Source organism: Streptomyces sp. NPDC053755 (assembly GCF_040677675.1).
Lineage (GTDB): Bacteria > Actinomycetota > Actinomycetes > Streptomycetales > Streptomycetaceae > Streptomyces.
Window position 1 is genome coordinate 30,113 of record NZ_JBFASK010000011.1, and the last position, 15,206, is coordinate 45,318.

At 75.5% G+C, this 15,206-nt stretch carries 13 protein-coding genes and 1 pseudogene; 7 read left to right on the top strand and 7 right to left on the bottom strand.

Going from position 1 to position 15,206, the window contains the following annotated elements; all coding sequences use genetic code 11:
• The first annotated feature begins 187 nt into the window (after positions 1-187).
• Genes AB0K65_RS13515 through AB0K65_RS13525 form a run of 3 tightly spaced genes read left to right on the top strand, consistent with a single transcriptional unit; the run spans position 188 to position 3,705 of the window.
• Positions 188-1,750 carry a glycoside hydrolase family 71 protein gene (locus tag AB0K65_RS13515; RefSeq protein WP_365715981.1) on the top strand — a complete coding sequence of 521 codons (1,563 nt, stop codon included), beginning with the start codon at positions 188-190 and terminating at the stop codon, positions 1,748-1,750.
• A 48-nt stretch (positions 1,751-1,798) separates the two neighbouring features.
• On the top strand, positions 1,799-3,235 hold the full coding sequence (locus AB0K65_RS13520; RefSeq protein ID WP_365715982.1) for a WGR domain-containing protein: 1,437 nt from the start codon (positions 1,799-1,801) through the stop codon (positions 3,233-3,235).
• Positions 3,232-3,705 carry a hypothetical protein gene (locus AB0K65_RS13525; RefSeq protein WP_365715983.1) on the top strand — a complete coding sequence of 158 codons (474 nt, stop codon included), beginning with the start codon at positions 3,232-3,234 and terminating at the stop codon, positions 3,703-3,705. The genes AB0K65_RS13520 and AB0K65_RS13525 overlap by 4 nt, the downstream gene beginning before the upstream one ends.
• Positions 3,706-3,768: 63 nt before the next feature.
• On the opposite strand, the gene AB0K65_RS13530 is transcribed toward AB0K65_RS13525, so the two are convergent.
• Entirely contained in the window at positions 3,769-4,191 is a 423-nt protein-coding gene (locus tag AB0K65_RS13530) for a DUF350 domain-containing protein (protein WP_365715984.1), read from the bottom strand.
• A 444-nt stretch (positions 4,192-4,635) separates the two neighbouring features.
• Here AB0K65_RS13530 and AB0K65_RS13535 point away from each other — a divergent pair, with 444 nt between their 5' ends.
• The 3 genes from AB0K65_RS13535 to AB0K65_RS13545 all read left to right on the top strand — a co-directional run bounded on the left by AB0K65_RS13535 (position 4,636) and on the right by AB0K65_RS13545 (position 7,090).
• Positions 4,636-5,181, top strand: a complete 546-nt coding sequence (locus tag AB0K65_RS13535) for a DoxX family membrane protein (RefSeq protein ID WP_365715985.1) — start codon at positions 4,636-4,638, stop codon at positions 5,179-5,181.
• Positions 5,182-5,329: 148 nt separating this feature from the next.
• Complete coding sequence (locus AB0K65_RS13540; protein WP_365715986.1) at positions 5,330-6,025, top strand: type 1 glutamine amidotransferase domain-containing protein; 696 nt, start codon at positions 5,330-5,332, stop codon at positions 6,023-6,025.
• A 54-nt stretch (positions 6,026-6,079) separates the two neighbouring features.
• Complete coding sequence (locus AB0K65_RS13545) at positions 6,080-7,090, top strand: DNA topoisomerase IB (protein ID WP_365715987.1); 1,011 nt, start codon at positions 6,080-6,082, stop codon at positions 7,088-7,090.
• 157 nt (positions 7,091-7,247) lie between these two features.
• Here the strand turns inward: AB0K65_RS13545 and AB0K65_RS13550 are convergent, their stop codons facing one another.
• The 3 genes from AB0K65_RS13550 to AB0K65_RS13560 form a co-directional block, all read right to left on the bottom strand.
• The gene (locus AB0K65_RS13550) at positions 7,248-7,868 is read right to left on the bottom strand and encodes a hypothetical protein (RefSeq protein WP_365715988.1); all 621 of its coding nucleotides are present in this window, start codon (positions 7,866-7,868) and stop codon (positions 7,248-7,250) included.
• 136 nt (positions 7,869-8,004) lie between these two features.
• On the bottom strand, positions 8,005-8,814 hold the full coding sequence (locus tag AB0K65_RS13555; RefSeq protein ID WP_365715989.1) for an SDR family oxidoreductase: 810 nt from the start codon (positions 8,812-8,814) through the stop codon (positions 8,005-8,007).
• Between the two features lie 33 nt (positions 8,815-8,847).
• Positions 8,848-9,594, bottom strand: a complete 747-nt coding sequence (locus AB0K65_RS13560; protein WP_365715990.1) for an SDR family oxidoreductase — start codon at positions 9,592-9,594, stop codon at positions 8,848-8,850.
• 545 nt (positions 9,595-10,139) lie between these two features.
• Here AB0K65_RS13560 and AB0K65_RS13565 point away from each other — a divergent pair.
• Positions 10,140-11,504, top strand: coding sequence for an MFS transporter (locus tag AB0K65_RS13565; RefSeq protein ID WP_365716124.1), 1,365 nt, complete (start codon positions 10,140-10,142; stop codon positions 11,502-11,504).
• A gap of 176 nt (positions 11,505-11,680) precedes the next feature.
• On the opposite strand, the gene AB0K65_RS13570 is transcribed toward AB0K65_RS13565, so the two are convergent.
• From AB0K65_RS13570 to AB0K65_RS13580, 3 genes and pseudogenes are all read right to left on the bottom strand, one after another.
• Positions 11,681-12,754, bottom strand: coding sequence for a glycosyltransferase family 9 protein (locus AB0K65_RS13570; protein ID WP_365715991.1), 1,074 nt, complete (start codon positions 12,752-12,754; stop codon positions 11,681-11,683).
• A complete protein-coding gene (gene rfaE2, locus AB0K65_RS13575) occupies positions 12,751-14,136 on the bottom strand; it encodes a D-glycero-beta-D-manno-heptose 1-phosphate adenylyltransferase (RefSeq protein ID WP_365715992.1) in 1,386 nt (461 codons plus the stop codon). Before rfaE2 ends, AB0K65_RS13570 begins: the two co-directional genes overlap by 4 nt.
• A 344-nt stretch (positions 14,137-14,480) precedes the next feature.
• Positions 14,481-15,092, bottom strand: a pseudogene (locus AB0K65_RS13580) (SIS domain-containing protein); the annotation flags it as partial.
• Between the last annotated feature and the right edge of the window lie 114 nt (positions 15,093-15,206).

The following is a 15,206-nucleotide window of genomic DNA, read 5'->3' on the forward strand; positions in this document are numbered from 1 at the left end:
CGGAACCACCCGCCGTCCGGCCCGTCCCCGGTCACCCCGCCGCCGGCCGCGCAAGCGGTACCGGCCGGGCCGCCGAGGCCCCCTCGCCACGCCCCGGACGGTTGTTGTCCCGTGCCGTGGGATCGGTTGTACTACTGGCAGCGCAGCCCGCGGGACCGCGGCAGCCTCGACCCGCCGGAGGGACCCCATGGCGCCCACCCCCACACCACCCGCCCAGCCGGGCCGCCGCACCCGCGGCGCGCGGTCCCACCGGGCGCCGGGACGGCGCAGACTCTTGCCCGGGCTCGTCCTCGGCGTCCTGCTGGCCGGCTCGCTGGCCGGCATCGGCGCGGCGGCGGCGCTGCGCGACGGCGCCACCGCGGAACGGGCCACCGCGCGACCGGAGCAGTACAGCGCCGCCCTCCCGTTCGACCTGCCGGACACCCGGACCCTGCGGTCCTCGGGCAAGCTGGTCTTCGCCCACTACTTCACGCCCTACCCCCTCTCGCTCGACAACCAGCCGCCGCGGAGCGACTACTACAGCCGCAACTACCTGACGGCGGACGGCGAGAAGGGCAAGCACCGCGCCTACGGCGGGCTCCTGCGCGACCGGCCGCTGCCCGCCGGACCCCAGACGGGGGAGTGGGAGCTGGCCCACCTGCGTCAGGAGGTCCGCACCGCGCGCGACGCCGGACTCGACGGGTTCACCGTCGACCTCCTGTCGCAGAGGGGGCGCAACTGGGAGCGCGTCCAGCTGCTGATGCGCGCCGCAGCCGAGGAGGACCCCGGCTTCCGCATCCAGCTCATGCCGGACATGACCTCGCTCAGCACCACCCCCGCCGCCCTCGCCGATTCGCTCGCGCAACTCGCCCGCCACCCCTCGGCCCACCGGCTCGCCGACGGCCGGCTCGTCGTCTCCCCCTTCAAGGCGGAGGAGAAGGACCCCGCCTGGTGGCAGCGGACCATGGACGAACTGCGGACCCGGCACGGCGTCCGCACCGCACTCGTCCCGCTCTTCCTCGATTTCACACCCGACCGCGAGCGGTACGCCGCCATCAGCCACGGCTTCTCCGAATGGGGCAGCCGCACCTACCACCGCCAGTCCGGCGCCACGGCCGACGCCGCGCGCGCCCACAAGCTCGGCAAGATCTGGATGCAGCCCGTGTCCGTCCAGGACGCCCGCCCCAACCAGGGCGTCTACGACGAGGCGGGCAACACCGAGACACTCCGCGCGAGCTGGGGCGCGGCCCTCGCGTCCGGCGCCGACTGGGTGCAACTCACCACCTGGAACGACTACTCCGAAGGCACCCACTTCGCCCCGTCCCTGCACAACGGCTACGCCTACCTCGACCTCTCCTCCTACTACCTCACCCGCTTCAAGACCGGAGCCTGGCCGAAGATCGTGCGGGACACCCTCTACCTGACCTCCCGCGTCCAGTTCGCCGGCGACAGGCCTCCCGCCGCCGCCCAGCCGAAGGTGATAGAGCCGCGCGAGGGCACGGCCCCGCCCCGGGACGCCGTGGAGGTGCTCAGCTTCCTCACCGCGCCCGCGCAGATCCGCACCGGCACCGGCGGAGTGAAGGGCGCGTACGAGGCTCCGTCGGGTGTGCACGCGCAACTCCTGCCGCTGCGCACCGGGCACAGCGAGGCGACCGTGGTGCGGGACGGCGTGACCACGACGACGGTGGCGAGCCGCTACCCGGTGCGCCGGCCGATCGACCGGCAGGACCTCCAGTACTACGCCGTGACCAGCGGCCGCAGCCAGCGCTGACCGCTCGCGGAGGGGCCGCTGTCAGTGGCACCGCCTACGGTTTTCGACATGACGACGAAGACCTATCTGGAGCTGTCGCAGGACGGCGGCGGCGCGCACAAGTTCTACGAAGTGACGGTCGCCGACCTCGTGGTGTCGGTCCGTTACGGACGGATCGGCTCGCCGGGCCAGACCCAGACATCGACCTTCCCCACCGCGGAGAAGGCCCGTGCCGCGGCCGCCAGGAAGATAGGGGAGAAGGTCCGCAAGGGGTACGCCCCCGCGGTGCAGGGACAGCGCGCGGCCCGTGCGGTCACCCGCCGCGAGGTCGTCTCCGCCCCCTCCACGGCGCGCGCGGCCGCCCCCGTCCTGTGGCGGTTCAGGACCGGCTCCGCCGCCTTCGGCATCCACGTCGACGACCGGCACGTCTACGTCGGCAACCAGGCCGGATCGGTGTACACCCTGGACCACACGGGCGAGGTCCGGGCCCGGTTCAGCCTCCCGGACGGTGTGAAGTGCCTGGTCGCGGACGACTTCTGGATCTACGCCGGATGTGACGACGGCCGGGTGTACGACCTGTCGTCGAAGCTCCCCTTCGCCGCGTACGACATCGCCTCGGACGTGGACATCTTCTGGCTGGACATCCACGAGGGCGTGCTCGACGTCGCCGACCGGTCCGGACGGCTGACCGTCATCGACCACGAGGACGAGCACCAGTGGTCGCGCAACAGCCGGGGCGAGCACGCCTGGATGGTCCGCGCCGACGGCGACGCCGTCTACCACGGCCACAGCAAGGGCGTCACGGCGTACGCGCCCGACGGCGGCGGCGAGCTGTGGCACACCGCGACCGCGGGCGGCGTCCTCTTCGGCTGGCAGGAGGACACCGCCGTCTACGCGGGCACCGCCCACCGCAAGGTGCAGCGCCTGGCGAAGAAGGACGGGCGCGTCGAAGCCGTCTACGCCTGCGACAGCCCCGTGTACTCCTGTGCGACCTCCCCGGGCGGCCGGTTCGTGTTCGCCGCCGACTCCGCCTCCTCGGTCTACTGCTTCGCCGAGGACGGCACCCGGCTCTGGAAGCTGGGCACCGGGAACGGCTCCGCGCTCTCCATGCAGTACCGCGAGGAACGCCTCTATCTGGTCACCACGGACGGCTCGCTGGTCTGCGTCGACGCGAGCGAGGCGGCGATCTCCGCCGCCCAGGAGGGCACCGTCCCGGTCACCAGGGACATCAAGCTCGCCGCCGCCCTGCCGACGTACGAACCGGCGACGACGGTGTCGGCCGTGACGGCGGTGAGCGCCGCACCGGCCGGCTCGGTGATCGTCGAGTGTGTCCAGGAGGGCGGCAGGACCCGGGTGCACGTGCTCTCCGAGGGCTACGAACCCTCGTGGAACGTGCAGTTCCCCCGCGCGATCCGGGAGGCCGGGGCGCGGTACGTGGTGGATGCCCTGCACCCGGCCTCGGGCGGCTTCTACCGTGTCCGCGGCGACATCAGGCGCCTGCTGTGACCGGCGGGACCTTCGATGCTGCGACGGGGGACGGTCCGCCGCCGCCGGGCGGAGAGGCCGAGCAGCGGTCCAGGGAGGTGCGCGCGGCCTGGGAAGGGCTGCTGCAGATCCGGAGGTTGAGCGGACGGGGCGACGACACGCGCACCCTGCCCGCGGAATGGGAGCGAAGACAGCCGGTCAGGGCGGTCGCCCTCGCCCTGGAGGCGGCGAAGAGCGTCCCCTCCGCCGTCGACGGCTCCGGCGCGCGAGTGGTGACCGGCTACCGCGTCACGGCCGGGGAGCGGCCGGGGACCGCCGTCGTGGAGTGGCTGGGTCCACCGGGCGGCGGGGCGCCCCGGGAACAGGAGCCCGCGCTCACCGGGCTCGTCGCCGTCCTGGAGCGCGTCGGATGGGAGGCACTGCTCTACCGGGGGCCGCGCGGACGGCGGTTCCTGGAGGTCGAGCCCGCCGGTCCCCTCCCGCCGAGATGACGGCGCACGGAGCGCGGGCGCGCCCGTGACGGGGGCCGCCCGCCTGGCGGCCCGTCCGCGGGGTCAGGCGATGGAGGCGGAGAGGACGGCGGAGACCGCGAGGTTGCAGGAGGCCGTCACCCAGACCGCCGGGTGCGGCTCGGGGTCGACGAGGGTCGCTCCCAGCTTGCCGGGCGTCACCAGGTCCACCACCAGGAACGCCACGGCCATCATGACGAGACCGAGCAGACCGAAGGCGGCCGTGGAGGCGAGGCCCTTGCCGAAGTCGTCGTAGGTCGTCCAGATCGAGGTGAAGACGATCCCGCCTATGCCGAGGAGCGCCGAGCTGAGCAGCACCGCGGCGTTGCGGTTGCGCTCCTCCCAGATCTGCCGCCCGAGCTTCCCCGGCGTCAGGAGGTCGATCATGACGATGCCGAGGATCAACAGCACCACACCCAGGGCGCCGTAGGCGGTGGCCCGGCCGAGGCCGTTGACGATGTCGCTCATGGGATGCCGGCTCCGAGGGGAAGTGATCGCGAATGATCGAGGGGCGGTGGACCGGCAAAATGTAGCGCACGACCCGGGTCACCGGCCCGGGTGGTAGGGGCGGGGGAGAGCGGGGCCGGGGCGCGGGGGCGTCCGGACGGGTCCGAAGGGGCTGGTCGGCGGCGACGGGGCGTGCGGCGCCGGGCGGCGGCGACGTGGCAACAGGGGCCGGGGGCGGGGAGGGGGGTGGAGAACGGGCGGGGCCGGGACCGGGGGGTGGAGAACGGGCGGTACGGATCGAGGGCCGCGGGCCGGCGGTCGAGGCCCGGCGCTCGGGGCGGGTGTCCGCGGGGCGGCGTACCCCGTCCGGCGCAGTATCACTGAGGCCCCCGCGCCCCGGGCGGCGACAGTGGGTCAGGGAGGGCACGCCGTACGCCCCCCGAACCCAGCGACCGGGAGACCCCTATGACCTGCCTCAACCGACGCGACCTCGGGCTGCTCGTCCTGCGGGTCGGCACCGGCGCCGTCCTCGCCGCACACGGAACGCAGAAGCTGTTCGGCTGGTTCGGCGGCGGTGGCATCGAGGGCACCACGCACGCCATGGAGGCCATGGGCTTCTCGCCGGGACGCGAGAGCGCGATCGCGGCGGGCATCGGCGAGGCGGGCGGCGGAGCCCTCCTCGCCCTCGGACTCGCCACCCCCGCCGCCGGCGCGGCCGCGGCCGGCGCCATGGCCGGAGCGGTCGCCGTCCACGCCCCGGCGGGCTTCTTCGCCCAGAGCGGCGGCTACGAATACCCCGCCTTCCTCGGCTTCACCGCCGCCGCCATCGGCGTCGCCGGCGCGGGCCGTTACTCCCTCGACCACGCCACCGGACACGTCGTCGACCGCCCGTGGGTCGTCGCCGTCGCCTTCCTCGGCAGCGCCCTCGCCGCGGCCGCCGTCGTCGGCCGCCGCGAGCAGATCCAGTCCGCCCGCTCGGAGGCCGAACCGGACCCGGACGAGGCGCCCTGACCCCTCGTCCGTGCGGGCCGGGGCCTGGCGGGCCGGACTTCCGCCACGGCCCTCCCGCCCTGCCCCCTCGTCCGTGCGGCCCGGGCCCGGACGGTCCGGACTTCCGCCACGGCCCTCCCACCGGGCCCACCCCTCCTCGGAGACCCCCATGTCGAAGATCCTCTTCGTGATGACCGGCGCCGACCACTGGACGCTCGCCGACGGCACCCGACACCCCACCGGATTCTGGGCCGAGGAGGCCGTCGCCCCCTACGAGGCGTTCACGGCCGCCGGCCATGAGATCGTCGTCGCCACCCCCGGCGGCGTCGTTCCGCCCGTGGACCAGGGGAGCCTGACGGCCGACGCCAACGGCGGCCAGGAGAAGGCCGACCGCATCGCCCGTACCCTCGCCTCGATGACCGAGCTGAAGAACCCGGTCCCGCTCGACGCCGTCGACCTCGACGACTACGCGGCCGTCTACTACCCGGGGGGCCACGGCCCGATGGAGGACCTCGCCGTCGACCGGATCTCCGGCCGGCTCCTGACCGACGCCCTCGCCTCGGGGAAGCCGCTCGCGGTCGTCTGCCACGGCCCCGCCGCGCTCCTCGCCGCCACCGACGACGACGGCGTCAACGCCTTCGCCGACTACCGGGTCACCGCGTTCACCAACGCCGAGGAGACGCAGGCCGGCCTCGCCGACAAGGCCGCGTGGCTGCTGGAGACCCGCCTCACCGAGGCCGGGCTCGACGTCCGGACGGCCGAGCCGTGGGCCCCGCACGTGATCGTGGACCGCAATCTGTACACCGGGCAGAACCCGTCCTCCTCGGCGCCCCTCGCCGACGAGATCGTCAAGAAGCTGGCCTGACCCGGCCGGAGACCCCGCAGCAGTGAAACGGGCGATAACGGGCACAGGGAAGACGTGCGACTGAGAACGAGCGATCCCGACCGCCCGGGGTGGCGACGCGTCCGCCACGGCCGCGGCTTCCGCTATCTGGACGCCGACGGCCATCCCCTCACGAAGAAGGACACGGAGCGCGTCAAGGCGCTGGTGATCCCTCCGGCATGGCAGGACGTCTGGATCTGCCCCTGGCCCCACGGGCACATCCAGGCCCTCGGCACGGACGCCGCCGGCCGCCGCCAGTACCTCTACCACGAGGAGTTCCGGCGCCGGCAGGAGCAGGTGAAGCACGAACACGTCCGCGCCGTGGCCCGCAGCCTGCCCCGTCTCCGCGAAGCCATCGCCGCCGACCTGGCCCGGCGCGGCCTGTGCCGCGAGCGCGTCCTCGCCTGCGCGGCACGCCTCCTCGACCTCGGCTTCTTCCGGGTCGGCAACGACAGCTACCGGCGCGACAACGACTCGTACGGACTCACCACCCTGCGGCGCGAGCACGCGCGCTGCACCGGAGGCGAAGTCTGGCTGAGCTACCCCGGCAAGTCCGGCCGCCACCAGACCCGCGCCCTGGTCGACGAGCCCACCCACCGGGTCCTGAGCGCGCTGCTCCGCCGACGCGGCGGCGGAGAGCAGCTGTTCGCCTACTGGGGCCACGGCGCGTGGCACGACGTCCACGCCGACGAACTGAACGCCTACCTCCGCGAGCGCTCCGGCAGCGACATCACCGCCAAGGACTTCCGTACCTGGCACGCCACCGTCCTCGCCGCCGTCGCCCTCGCCGTCTCCGAGGAGGTGGCGGGAGAGTCACCGACCGCGCGGACCAGAGCGGTGAACCGCGCCGTCCGGGAGGTCAGCGGCTATCTCGGCAACACCCCCGCCGTCTGCCGCGGTTCGTACATCGACCCGACCGTCGTCGAGCGCTACGAGGACGGGGACACCATCGCGGCCGCCCTGGAACGCCTCGGCGAGCACGGGGTGTTCGGACGGCCCGCCACCCACGGGGCGGTGGAACGGGCGGTCCTGCGCCTGCTGTGCTGAGCGGACCGGGCCAGGGCCCCCAAACCGGCACGCGCGGCGCCCAAGGGGGACGCCGGCGGAACAGGGGGGGACATGCGGGGCAAGAAGAGGCCTGCGGGACAGGGGAGGCCGCGCGACGGGACAAGCCGGCGCGGCGCGGCCCGGCGGCGCGGTCCCCTCAGGAGCGCGGCGCGCCTGCCGTGCCGCCGCCGGCCGTGCCGACCACCGCCGGCCGCGTCTCGGCCGCGTCCGCCCGCACGTCCGCGGACAGGACGTGCGTCGCGGCGGTCGTGCGCATGGCCTCCAGCGACTGGGACTGCCGCCGGGCACGCTGGATCAGCTTGTCCAGACGGTCGGGGTCGAGGCGGGCGTCCGCCCGGGCCAGCCCGCGCAGGGAACGCCAGCAGTCCGCCTTCGCCTCGACCGCGAGCCGCATCGCCTCCAGTTCGAGGACATCGCTGAGCGGGGACCGGGACAGCACGCGGCCGTTGAACTTGAGCCGGCCGAGCCGTTCCGCCAGCCACCCCGCCGCCGTCCTCGAGCGCAGCCGCCGCACACCGAGCACGTCCATGAACCTGCGCAGGGAGCGCAGATCCTCCCGGACCTCCTCGGTCAGCTCCGCCAACTGCGGCTCGAAGGCCCTGCCGTGGTGCGCCCGCGTCATCCGGCGCACGAGCTGGGCCCCCGCGGACGCGCCCGCCAGGTGGTCGTTGAGATAGACCCCCAGGAGCGTGGGCCCCGAGCCCCTCACGGAGCCGTTGCGCGCCCGCTTCACCGTCTTCGTCACCGCGTTGATCAAGGGGCCTCCTCGCTCGCGTGCCCTGCGTGACGGGCCGCGGCGCGGCCCGCGCCGACGGCCCGCCGGGCCATCCGTCGGGCTCGTCCGCCGGTCGAGCCGCGCGTACCCGCTGTCGGCCCGCCCAGACATGCCGGCGTCAGGGCCGCCGCCAGTCGTCGCTCTCCAGGTGCGAGCCCGCCATCGGCCCCATCCGCAGCATCCCGCCGTCCACCGTCCACGACGCGCCGGTCACGTACGACGACTCCCGCCCGGCCAGCAGCGCCACCACCGCCGCCACCTCACGGGCGTCCCCCGGACGGCCGAGCGGGATCCCCGGCCGTGATGCCCTCAGGACGTCCGCGTCCTCCTGGCCGGTCATCGGCGTGGCGATCTCGCCCGGGGCGACCGAGTTCACCGTGATGCCGTGCTCCGCCAGCTCCAGAGCCATCACCTGGGTGAGCAGGCCGAGACCGCCCTTGGCCGCGCAGTACGGGCCGGCGCCGACACGGGGCTGGTGCTCGTGCACCGACGTCACGTTGACGATCCGGCCGCCGCCACCCTGGCCGATCATGCGGCGCGCCGCGCGCTGCGAACACAGGAGGGGCCCGACCAGGTCCACGTCCAGGACGGTGCGGACGGTGGCGAGGTCGAGGTCGAGGAACGGCGTCGCCGTGCCCGTACCCGCGTTGTTGACCAGGACGTCGACCCGGCCCAGTTCCTCCGCCAGCTGATCGACCACATCGGCCGCCGCCGGCAGCCGCGTCAGATCAAGACGGGCGGTGGCGGCCCGCCGGCCCTTGGCGCGCACCTCCTCGGCCGTGGCCGCCGCGCCCTTCTCGTCGGTGTGCCAGGTGATCCCGATGTCAAGTCCGGCCTCCGCCAGCCGTACCGCGACGGCCCGCCCGATACCGGAGTCCGCACCGGTGACGATCGCTGTCCGGGGCTCGAAGCCGAGTGTGTCGGCCATGGCTCTGCCTCCTCCGCAGAGAGATTCGGTCGGTCACGGCCATGAGGGTTCCCGGCGAGGGACGACCACAACCTCGGCGACCGCGCTGCCCGGAGGTACCGACAGCGCGTACATCACCGTGTCCGCCACGATCTCGGGGCTCTGCAACAGCGACACGTCGGCGTCGGGGAAACGGTCCAGGATGAAAGCGGTCTCCATCCCGCCGGCGACGACCCCCGTGACGCCGATACCGGGGCAGTCGCGCTGCGCCTCCTTGAACAGCGTGTGGGTGAACGTCCGCAGCCCCGTCTTCCCCGCCGCGTACGGGCCCGCCTCCGTCCAGGTGCGGATGGCCGCGGTCGACAGGATGTTGACGATGTGCCCCCCGCCCCGGGCCACCATGCGCCCGTAGGCCTCCCGGCACAGGTACATCGGCCCGAGCAGATTGGTGGTGATGACCCGGGTCATCTCCTCCGCCGACAACTGCTCCACGGCCTTCGTGACGTCGATGGCGGCGTTGTTGACCAGGATGTCGACCGCCTCGCCGGTGTCGTCCAGATCCCGGAAGACCTCGCCCACCGCCTCCGCGTCACAGACGTCCAAGGCGACCGGCCGTGCGCGGCACCCCTCGGCGAGCAGGCTCTCGCACAGCTCCTTCGCCAGATCCTGGCGTACGTCCGCCACCAGGACCGAGGCCCCGGCCCGCGCGAGCCGCCGCACGATCGCGGCGCCGAGTCCGCGCGCTCCGCCGGTGACGAGGGCCTGCTTGCCGTCCAGCTCGACCTGTACGCCGCTGTTCATCGCGTTCCCTTCGGAGTGCAATCCGTACGGTGTGGAGTCCGCGTTCTGTGTCCTGTCTCACTCTGCGTACGCCGTGCGGCGGCGGGCGCGCCGGATTAGGCCGCTGGGTGCAACGGAGCCCTGTCGGACGGGGCTCCGGGGCGGTCGCCCGAAGCCTCCGCCCCGGAGGGCGGGGAAGGGTGCGGGCCTGGTGTGAGCAAGCACACCGGAAGCGCGAAAGCGCATACGGCGCAGGCCCGTTGGCGGTACGCGGGTCCTCGGCCAGGCGGCCCCGGGCGAGTGGCCCGTGGCTTCTCGGGAACCGTCTGCCACGATGGTCGGGACCGCCCCGCCGCTCACCGCCGAGCGCTCGCGGAACGCCGCTCCAGCACCACGGGGAGGCACGGCGGGTCCTGCCGTCCCTCCCCCGTCCGCGCCGCCGCGCGCTCCCAGGTACTCCTGTGTCCTCCTCCACGCCGCCCTCGTCCGCCCCTGCCCCCGGCACCTCCGCGTCCCGAGCCGCCCGGAGCGACAGCTCCCCGTGGCGCTCGCTGCGCGGGCGCAGCATGCGCTGGTGGGCCGTCGCCAACCTCGTCTCCAACGCCGGCACCTGGATGCAGCTCACCGTCCAGAACCTGCTGGTCCTCCAGATCACCGGCTCCGCCGCCGCGACGGGACTCTCCATGTCCGTGCAGGCCGCGCCCGGCCTGCTCCTGGGCCCCCTGGGCGGGGCCGTCGTGGACCGCTGGCCCCGGAAGCTGACGGCCGCGGTGGGCCAGGCCCTGCTGGCCGGGGTCGCGGCGCTCACCGCCGTACTCGTGGCGCTCGACCAGCTGAACCTGCCCCTGCTGATGGGCCTGGCGGCGCTCACCGGGCTCATCGCCACGGTGGACGGCCCGGCCTGCGCCCTCCTCGGCAACGATCTCGTGCGCACCGAGGACGTACCCTCCGCGATCGGAGTGGGCTCCCTCGCCCACAGCGGGGGGCGGCTCGCCGGAGCCGCGCTCGCCGGGGTGACGGTCGGCGTCCTGGGCACCGCCGCGGCCTACGTCGCGAACGGGCTGTCCTTCCTCTTCGTCGCCGCCGTGATCCCCTTCCTCAAGCCCGTACGGCGCGACGAGCCGGCCGGGCCGGCGAAGGCGGTCACGCCGGTCAGGCAGGCCGGCGCCACCGCGACCACCGCCGCCCCGCTCAAGGGCGCGCGCCCCGGACGGCCGCGCCGGGACACCGGAGACGGCGACGGAAGCGGGAGCGGCGGCGGGGTGCGGGAGGGGCTGACCTTCTTCGCCCGACGGCCGAGGCTCGTCGCCCTGGCCGGCCTCAACGCCGTCAGCGCGCTGCTCGGCCGCAACTACTCCCTGACCCTGGTCGTCCTCGTCACCGGCCCCCTCGCGGGCGACGCCGGGACGTTCAGCACCGTCGCCACCGCGCTGGCCGTGGGCGGCATCGTCGGCGCGGTCCTGGGCGCCCGCCTGCGCCGCCCGGGCGTGCGGCTCGTCGCGCTCCTCACACTCGCCGGGGCGCTGCTCCAGGTCCTCGCGGGCGTGGTGCCCTCGGTCGCCGTCCTGCTGGTCCTGGTCCTGCCGATGGCGGTGGCGGAGTCCGTCGCGGACACCGCCCAGAACACCGTCCTGCAGACCGACCCGCCTGCGCACATGCGCGGCCGGGTGCTCGGCGCCTGGAACAGTGTCCGCACGCTCTGGGGCCTGGCGGCGCCGCCGACCCTGGGATTCCTGATGGAGCTGCTCGGGGTCCGCGCGGCCCTCGTGGCGGGCGGGGTGGTCGTCGCGGCCACCGTCGGCACGGCCCTCCTGGCCCGCGCCCGCCGTGCCCGGGCCGCGTCGCCGGCCGGGGCCGCCCCGGCCACGGAGATCGTGCCGGTCAGGCCCGTGCTTCCGGTGGGGCGGCCGGAGGTGGAGGCGGCGGTCTGACGGTGGGGCGGCCGGAGGTGGAGGCGGCGGTCTGACGGTGGCGGTCCCGGGGCGGGGCGCGCGCAGGGGTGCGGCGGCGCTGCGCACCCCCACCAGGCCCGGCCACGCCCCCTCACGGACACGCGCCGCGCGGCACCGGCGACCGCACACGGGACCCGTCCACGGGGCCACCGCCGTCAGGGCCCCGCCCCCGCCGCCGCGTCGGCCTTTCTCGACAGGCTCTCCAGCGCCCCCCGTACCTCCTCCACCGTGATGCGCAGCAGTCGCGCGTCCGGCAGGGCGCCGTGGGCGTCGCCCGGGCGCAGGGGGTCGTCGTCCGGGAACGGGTGCCAGAGTGCGCGGTGGGGGCCCGTCTCCGGCGGGCCCCACAGCCTGGGTGCCACGGGGCCGAACAGGACCACGGAGGGGGTGCCCAGCGCCGAGGCGAGGTGGGCGAGGCCCGTGTCGCCCACCACCACGCAGCGGGCCTCCGCGATCAGCGCGCACAGCCGGGAGAACGGCACGTCCTCCTGCCCGCCGACGACCGACGTGGCGGGCAGGCCCGCCAGCTCCGCCACGGCGTGTGCCGCCGCGTGCTCGCCCCGTCCCGCCGTCACCACCACCGGGTGACCCGCCGCCCGTGCGTCGCGCGCCACGGCGGCGAACCGGTCGACCGGCCAGCGGCGGGCGGCGGCGTCCGCCCCCGGGTGGATCACCACGGCCCCCGGCGTCGGGGAGGCGACGGCCGGCGCCGGGATCCGCACCTCGCCGGGGTCGGCGTCGAGGCCGTACCAGCGCAGCAACCGGCACCAGCGGTCCCGTTCGTGTTCGTCCGCCCGCCATCGGGGCCCGGACAGCAGGGGCAGTCCCGGATGGCCGTACGCCCAGAGCCCGCCCGGGGCGAGTCGCTCCAGGAGGCGGTGGCTGAGCGGGCCGTTGCCGTGCAGGTCGACCGCCAGGTGGGGTGGCGGACCGGTCCACGGCAGCACGGCCGGGACCTCGCGGCCGGGAGCGCACGTCGGCAGCAGCCGGTCGACGGCCCCGGTGGCGCGCGCGACCTCGGCGAGCCGTTCCGGGGCGGCCAGGACGATCTCGTGGCCGGGGTACCCCCGGCGCAGGGCCCGCAGGGCCGGTACGACGGTCAGCAGGTCGCCGAGCCCCAGCGCGCGCAGCACCAGGACGCTCGGGCGGGATCCCGGCGTCCCGCCCGCGGTCCCGTGCGCCCCTTCGGTCCCCTCCGCCGCCCCCGCGCCCTTCTCCGCCTCCGTCATCGGTCGGCCGCCGCCCGGGCCGCCCGGTGCGCGAGGGACGTGGTGGACCGGCCGTCGAGGTAGGGCAGGACCACCGCCTGGCCGCCCCACGTCCGCAGCACCTCGGCCTCCGGCAGATCGTCGGCGGCGTAGTCCCCGCCCTTGACCCAGACGTCCGGCCGCAGGGTTTCCAGGAGCCGGACGGGCGTGTCCTCCTCGAAGGCCACCACCGCGTCGACGCTGCCCAGCGCGCCGAGGACCCGCATGCGGTCCGCCAGCGGGTTGAGCGGCCGCCCCGGGCCCTTGAGCCGCGTCAGCGAGGCGTCGGAGTTCACGCAGACGATCAGGCAGTCGCCGATCCTGCCCGCGTTCTCGAGGAGGCCCACATGGCCCGCGTGCAGCAGGTCGAAGCAGCCACCGGTCGCCACCACCGTGCCGCCGCGCGCGTGGACCCGACGCGCCAGCTCGAAGGCGTCGCGGGTGGGCGGGGCCTCGTTCTCGCGGGCCGGTGCGGTCTCCCACAGGCCGGGGTCGCCGGCTCCGCCGGCGTTCACGAAGGCCGCGGCCTCGGCGACCGCGCGGGTGACCGCCTCCTCGGGGAGGGCGCCGCCGACGAGGGCGGCGGCGACCGTCGCGGCGAAGCAGTCGCCCGCCCCGCACGGGTCGCCGGTGGCGCGGTACGGCGGCGGTACGAGGACGGGGGCGGCGCCCGGCCGGGCGAGGAGCGCGCCCCGCTCGCCGAGCGTCACGCACACGGAGCCGGCGCCCCATCGTTCGGCGAGGTCGGCGCCCCGGCCTGCGTGCGCGCGCAGCGAGGTTCCGGCGACGGAGCTGAGCGCGGCCGCCTCCGCGGCGTTGGGGGTGACCAGCCGGGCCCCCGGCACGGGCGGGCCGCCCCGGGGGTGCGGGTCCCACACGAGCGGTACGCGGGGGGCCGCCGAGGCGAGCGCCGTGCGCAGGGCGTCCGCCGTGCCGCGGCCGTAGTCCGCCACGAGGATCGCCCGTGCCGAGGCGAGGGCGGCCAGGGCGGGTGCGCCCGGGGCCCCGGGTGTGCCCCCGCCCCGGTCCATCCGTACGAGGGGACGGCCGCCTGCCATGAGTCGGGTCTTGACGGGCAGCGTCCCCTCCAGGGGGATCTCCACCAGCGTCAGGCGGTCCCGCAGCGCGTGCCGGGCGGTGTCGCTCGCCTCGTCCCGGCCGAGCGCGGTGACGAGGACGACCTCGACGCCGTGGCGTGCCGCGAGCGCGGCCGCCAGCCCGGCGCCGCCGGGGCGGGCGCGTCGCGTCGCGACGTCGATGACGGGCACGGGGGCGTCGGGGGCGAGCCGCGTCGCGTCCCCTTCGACGTCCTCGTCGAGCAGGAGGTCGCCGACGACGACGAGCGGTCCGGACGAGGAGTTCACGGCGACCTCCGGAGGACGGGTGCGGGCCCGGGGTGGGGGGCCGGGGCAGCACTGGCGGTGGGGCCGACGGGTGCGGCGGGCGCGGCCCCACCGGCCGGCGCCCCCCTTGAAGGCGTTTCCTCCTGCGGCGCCCCGTGCCGAGGCTCCCTTTCCTGTGCCGAGCCGTTCCGGGCCGAGCCGTTCCGTGCCGAGCCGTTCCGGGCCGAGCCGTTCCGTGCCGAGCCGTTCCGGGCCGCGGCGCTGCGAGGGGCCCCGCTCAGCACGGCTCGGCGGCCGGGCGCCCCGTTCGCGGCCGCCGAGGCGGGGGTCCCCGCCCGGGCGGTCCGGGTGCCCCGCCCGGTCGCGACGGCGGCGTCGAAGAACTCGCAGAGGAGGTGGACGGCCACCAGATGGGCTTCCTGGACGGTCGCCGTCGTCGCGGCGTCGACGCACAGGGCCTCGTCGGCCGCCTCCGCGAGCGGGTTGGGGGACGCGCCGGTCAGGGCCCAGACCCGCAGCCCGGCGGAGCGGGCGGTCATGGCGGCGGAAAGGAGGTTGGCGCTGCGGCCCGAGGTCGACAGCAGCATCAGCACATCGCCGCCGCGGCCGTGCGCGGCGACCTGCCGGGCGAAGACGTGCTCGAAGCCGTAGTCGTTGCCGATGGCGGTGATGCTCGACGTCTCCGCGTGCAGCGCGATCGCGGAGTAGGCGGGCCGCTCCTCCAGATAGCGCCCGACCAGTTCCGCCGTCAGGTGCTGCGCCTGGGCGGCGCTGCCGCCGTTGCCCGCCGCCAGCAGCCGGCCGCCCGCGGGGAGCACCTCGGCGAGATGCTCGCCCCACCGGGCCAGGACGCCCAGCTCCCGGCCGCGCAGCCGTTCCAGGGCGTCGTGGAGCGCCTGGCAGTGCCGCTCGGCGCTTTCGTACGGGTGTGGCGGGGGAGACGTGCGTGAGGGACGTGACGTGGGGGATTCGCTCATGGTGGGCCGGCCGGGCGCGATGGTCCGCGCCCGCCGCACCTCCTTCCGCTTCGTGGCTCAGGGCTCGGCTGAGGTCGGGACCGTCCGGCGGGCCCCGGCCCCGGACGCTCCCGC

What these genes read in the sequence shown, in the direction of transcription:
- AB0K65_RS13515 (WP_365715981.1), top strand. Translation starts at nt 188, where the DNA reads ATGGCGCCCACCCCCACACCACCCGCCCAGCCGGGCCGCCGCACCCGC.
- AB0K65_RS13520 (WP_365715982.1), top strand. Translation starts at nt 1,799, where the DNA reads ATGACGACGAAGACCTATCTGGAGCTGTCGCAGGACGGCGGCGGCGCG.
- AB0K65_RS13530 (WP_365715984.1), bottom strand. Translation starts at nt 4,191, where the DNA reads ATGAGCGACATCGTCAACGGCCTCGGCCGGGCCACCGCCTACGGCGCC.
- AB0K65_RS13535 (WP_365715985.1), top strand. Translation starts at nt 4,636, where the DNA reads ATGACCTGCCTCAACCGACGCGACCTCGGGCTGCTCGTCCTGCGGGTC.
- AB0K65_RS13540 (WP_365715986.1), top strand. Translation starts at nt 5,330, where the DNA reads ATGTCGAAGATCCTCTTCGTGATGACCGGCGCCGACCACTGGACGCTC.
- AB0K65_RS13555 (WP_365715989.1), bottom strand. Translation starts at nt 8,814, where the DNA reads ATGGCCGACACACTCGGCTTCGAGCCCCGGACAGCGATCGTCACCGGT.
- AB0K65_RS13560 (WP_365715990.1), bottom strand. Translation starts at nt 9,594, where the DNA reads ATGAACAGCGGCGTACAGGTCGAGCTGGACGGCAAGCAGGCCCTCGTC.
- AB0K65_RS13565 (WP_365716124.1), top strand. Translation starts at nt 10,140, where the DNA reads ATGCGCTGGTGGGCCGTCGCCAACCTCGTCTCCAACGCCGGCACCTGG.
- AB0K65_RS13570 (WP_365715991.1), bottom strand. Translation starts at nt 12,754, where the DNA reads ATGACGGAGGCGGAGAAGGGCGCGGGGGCGGCGGAGGGGACCGAAGGG.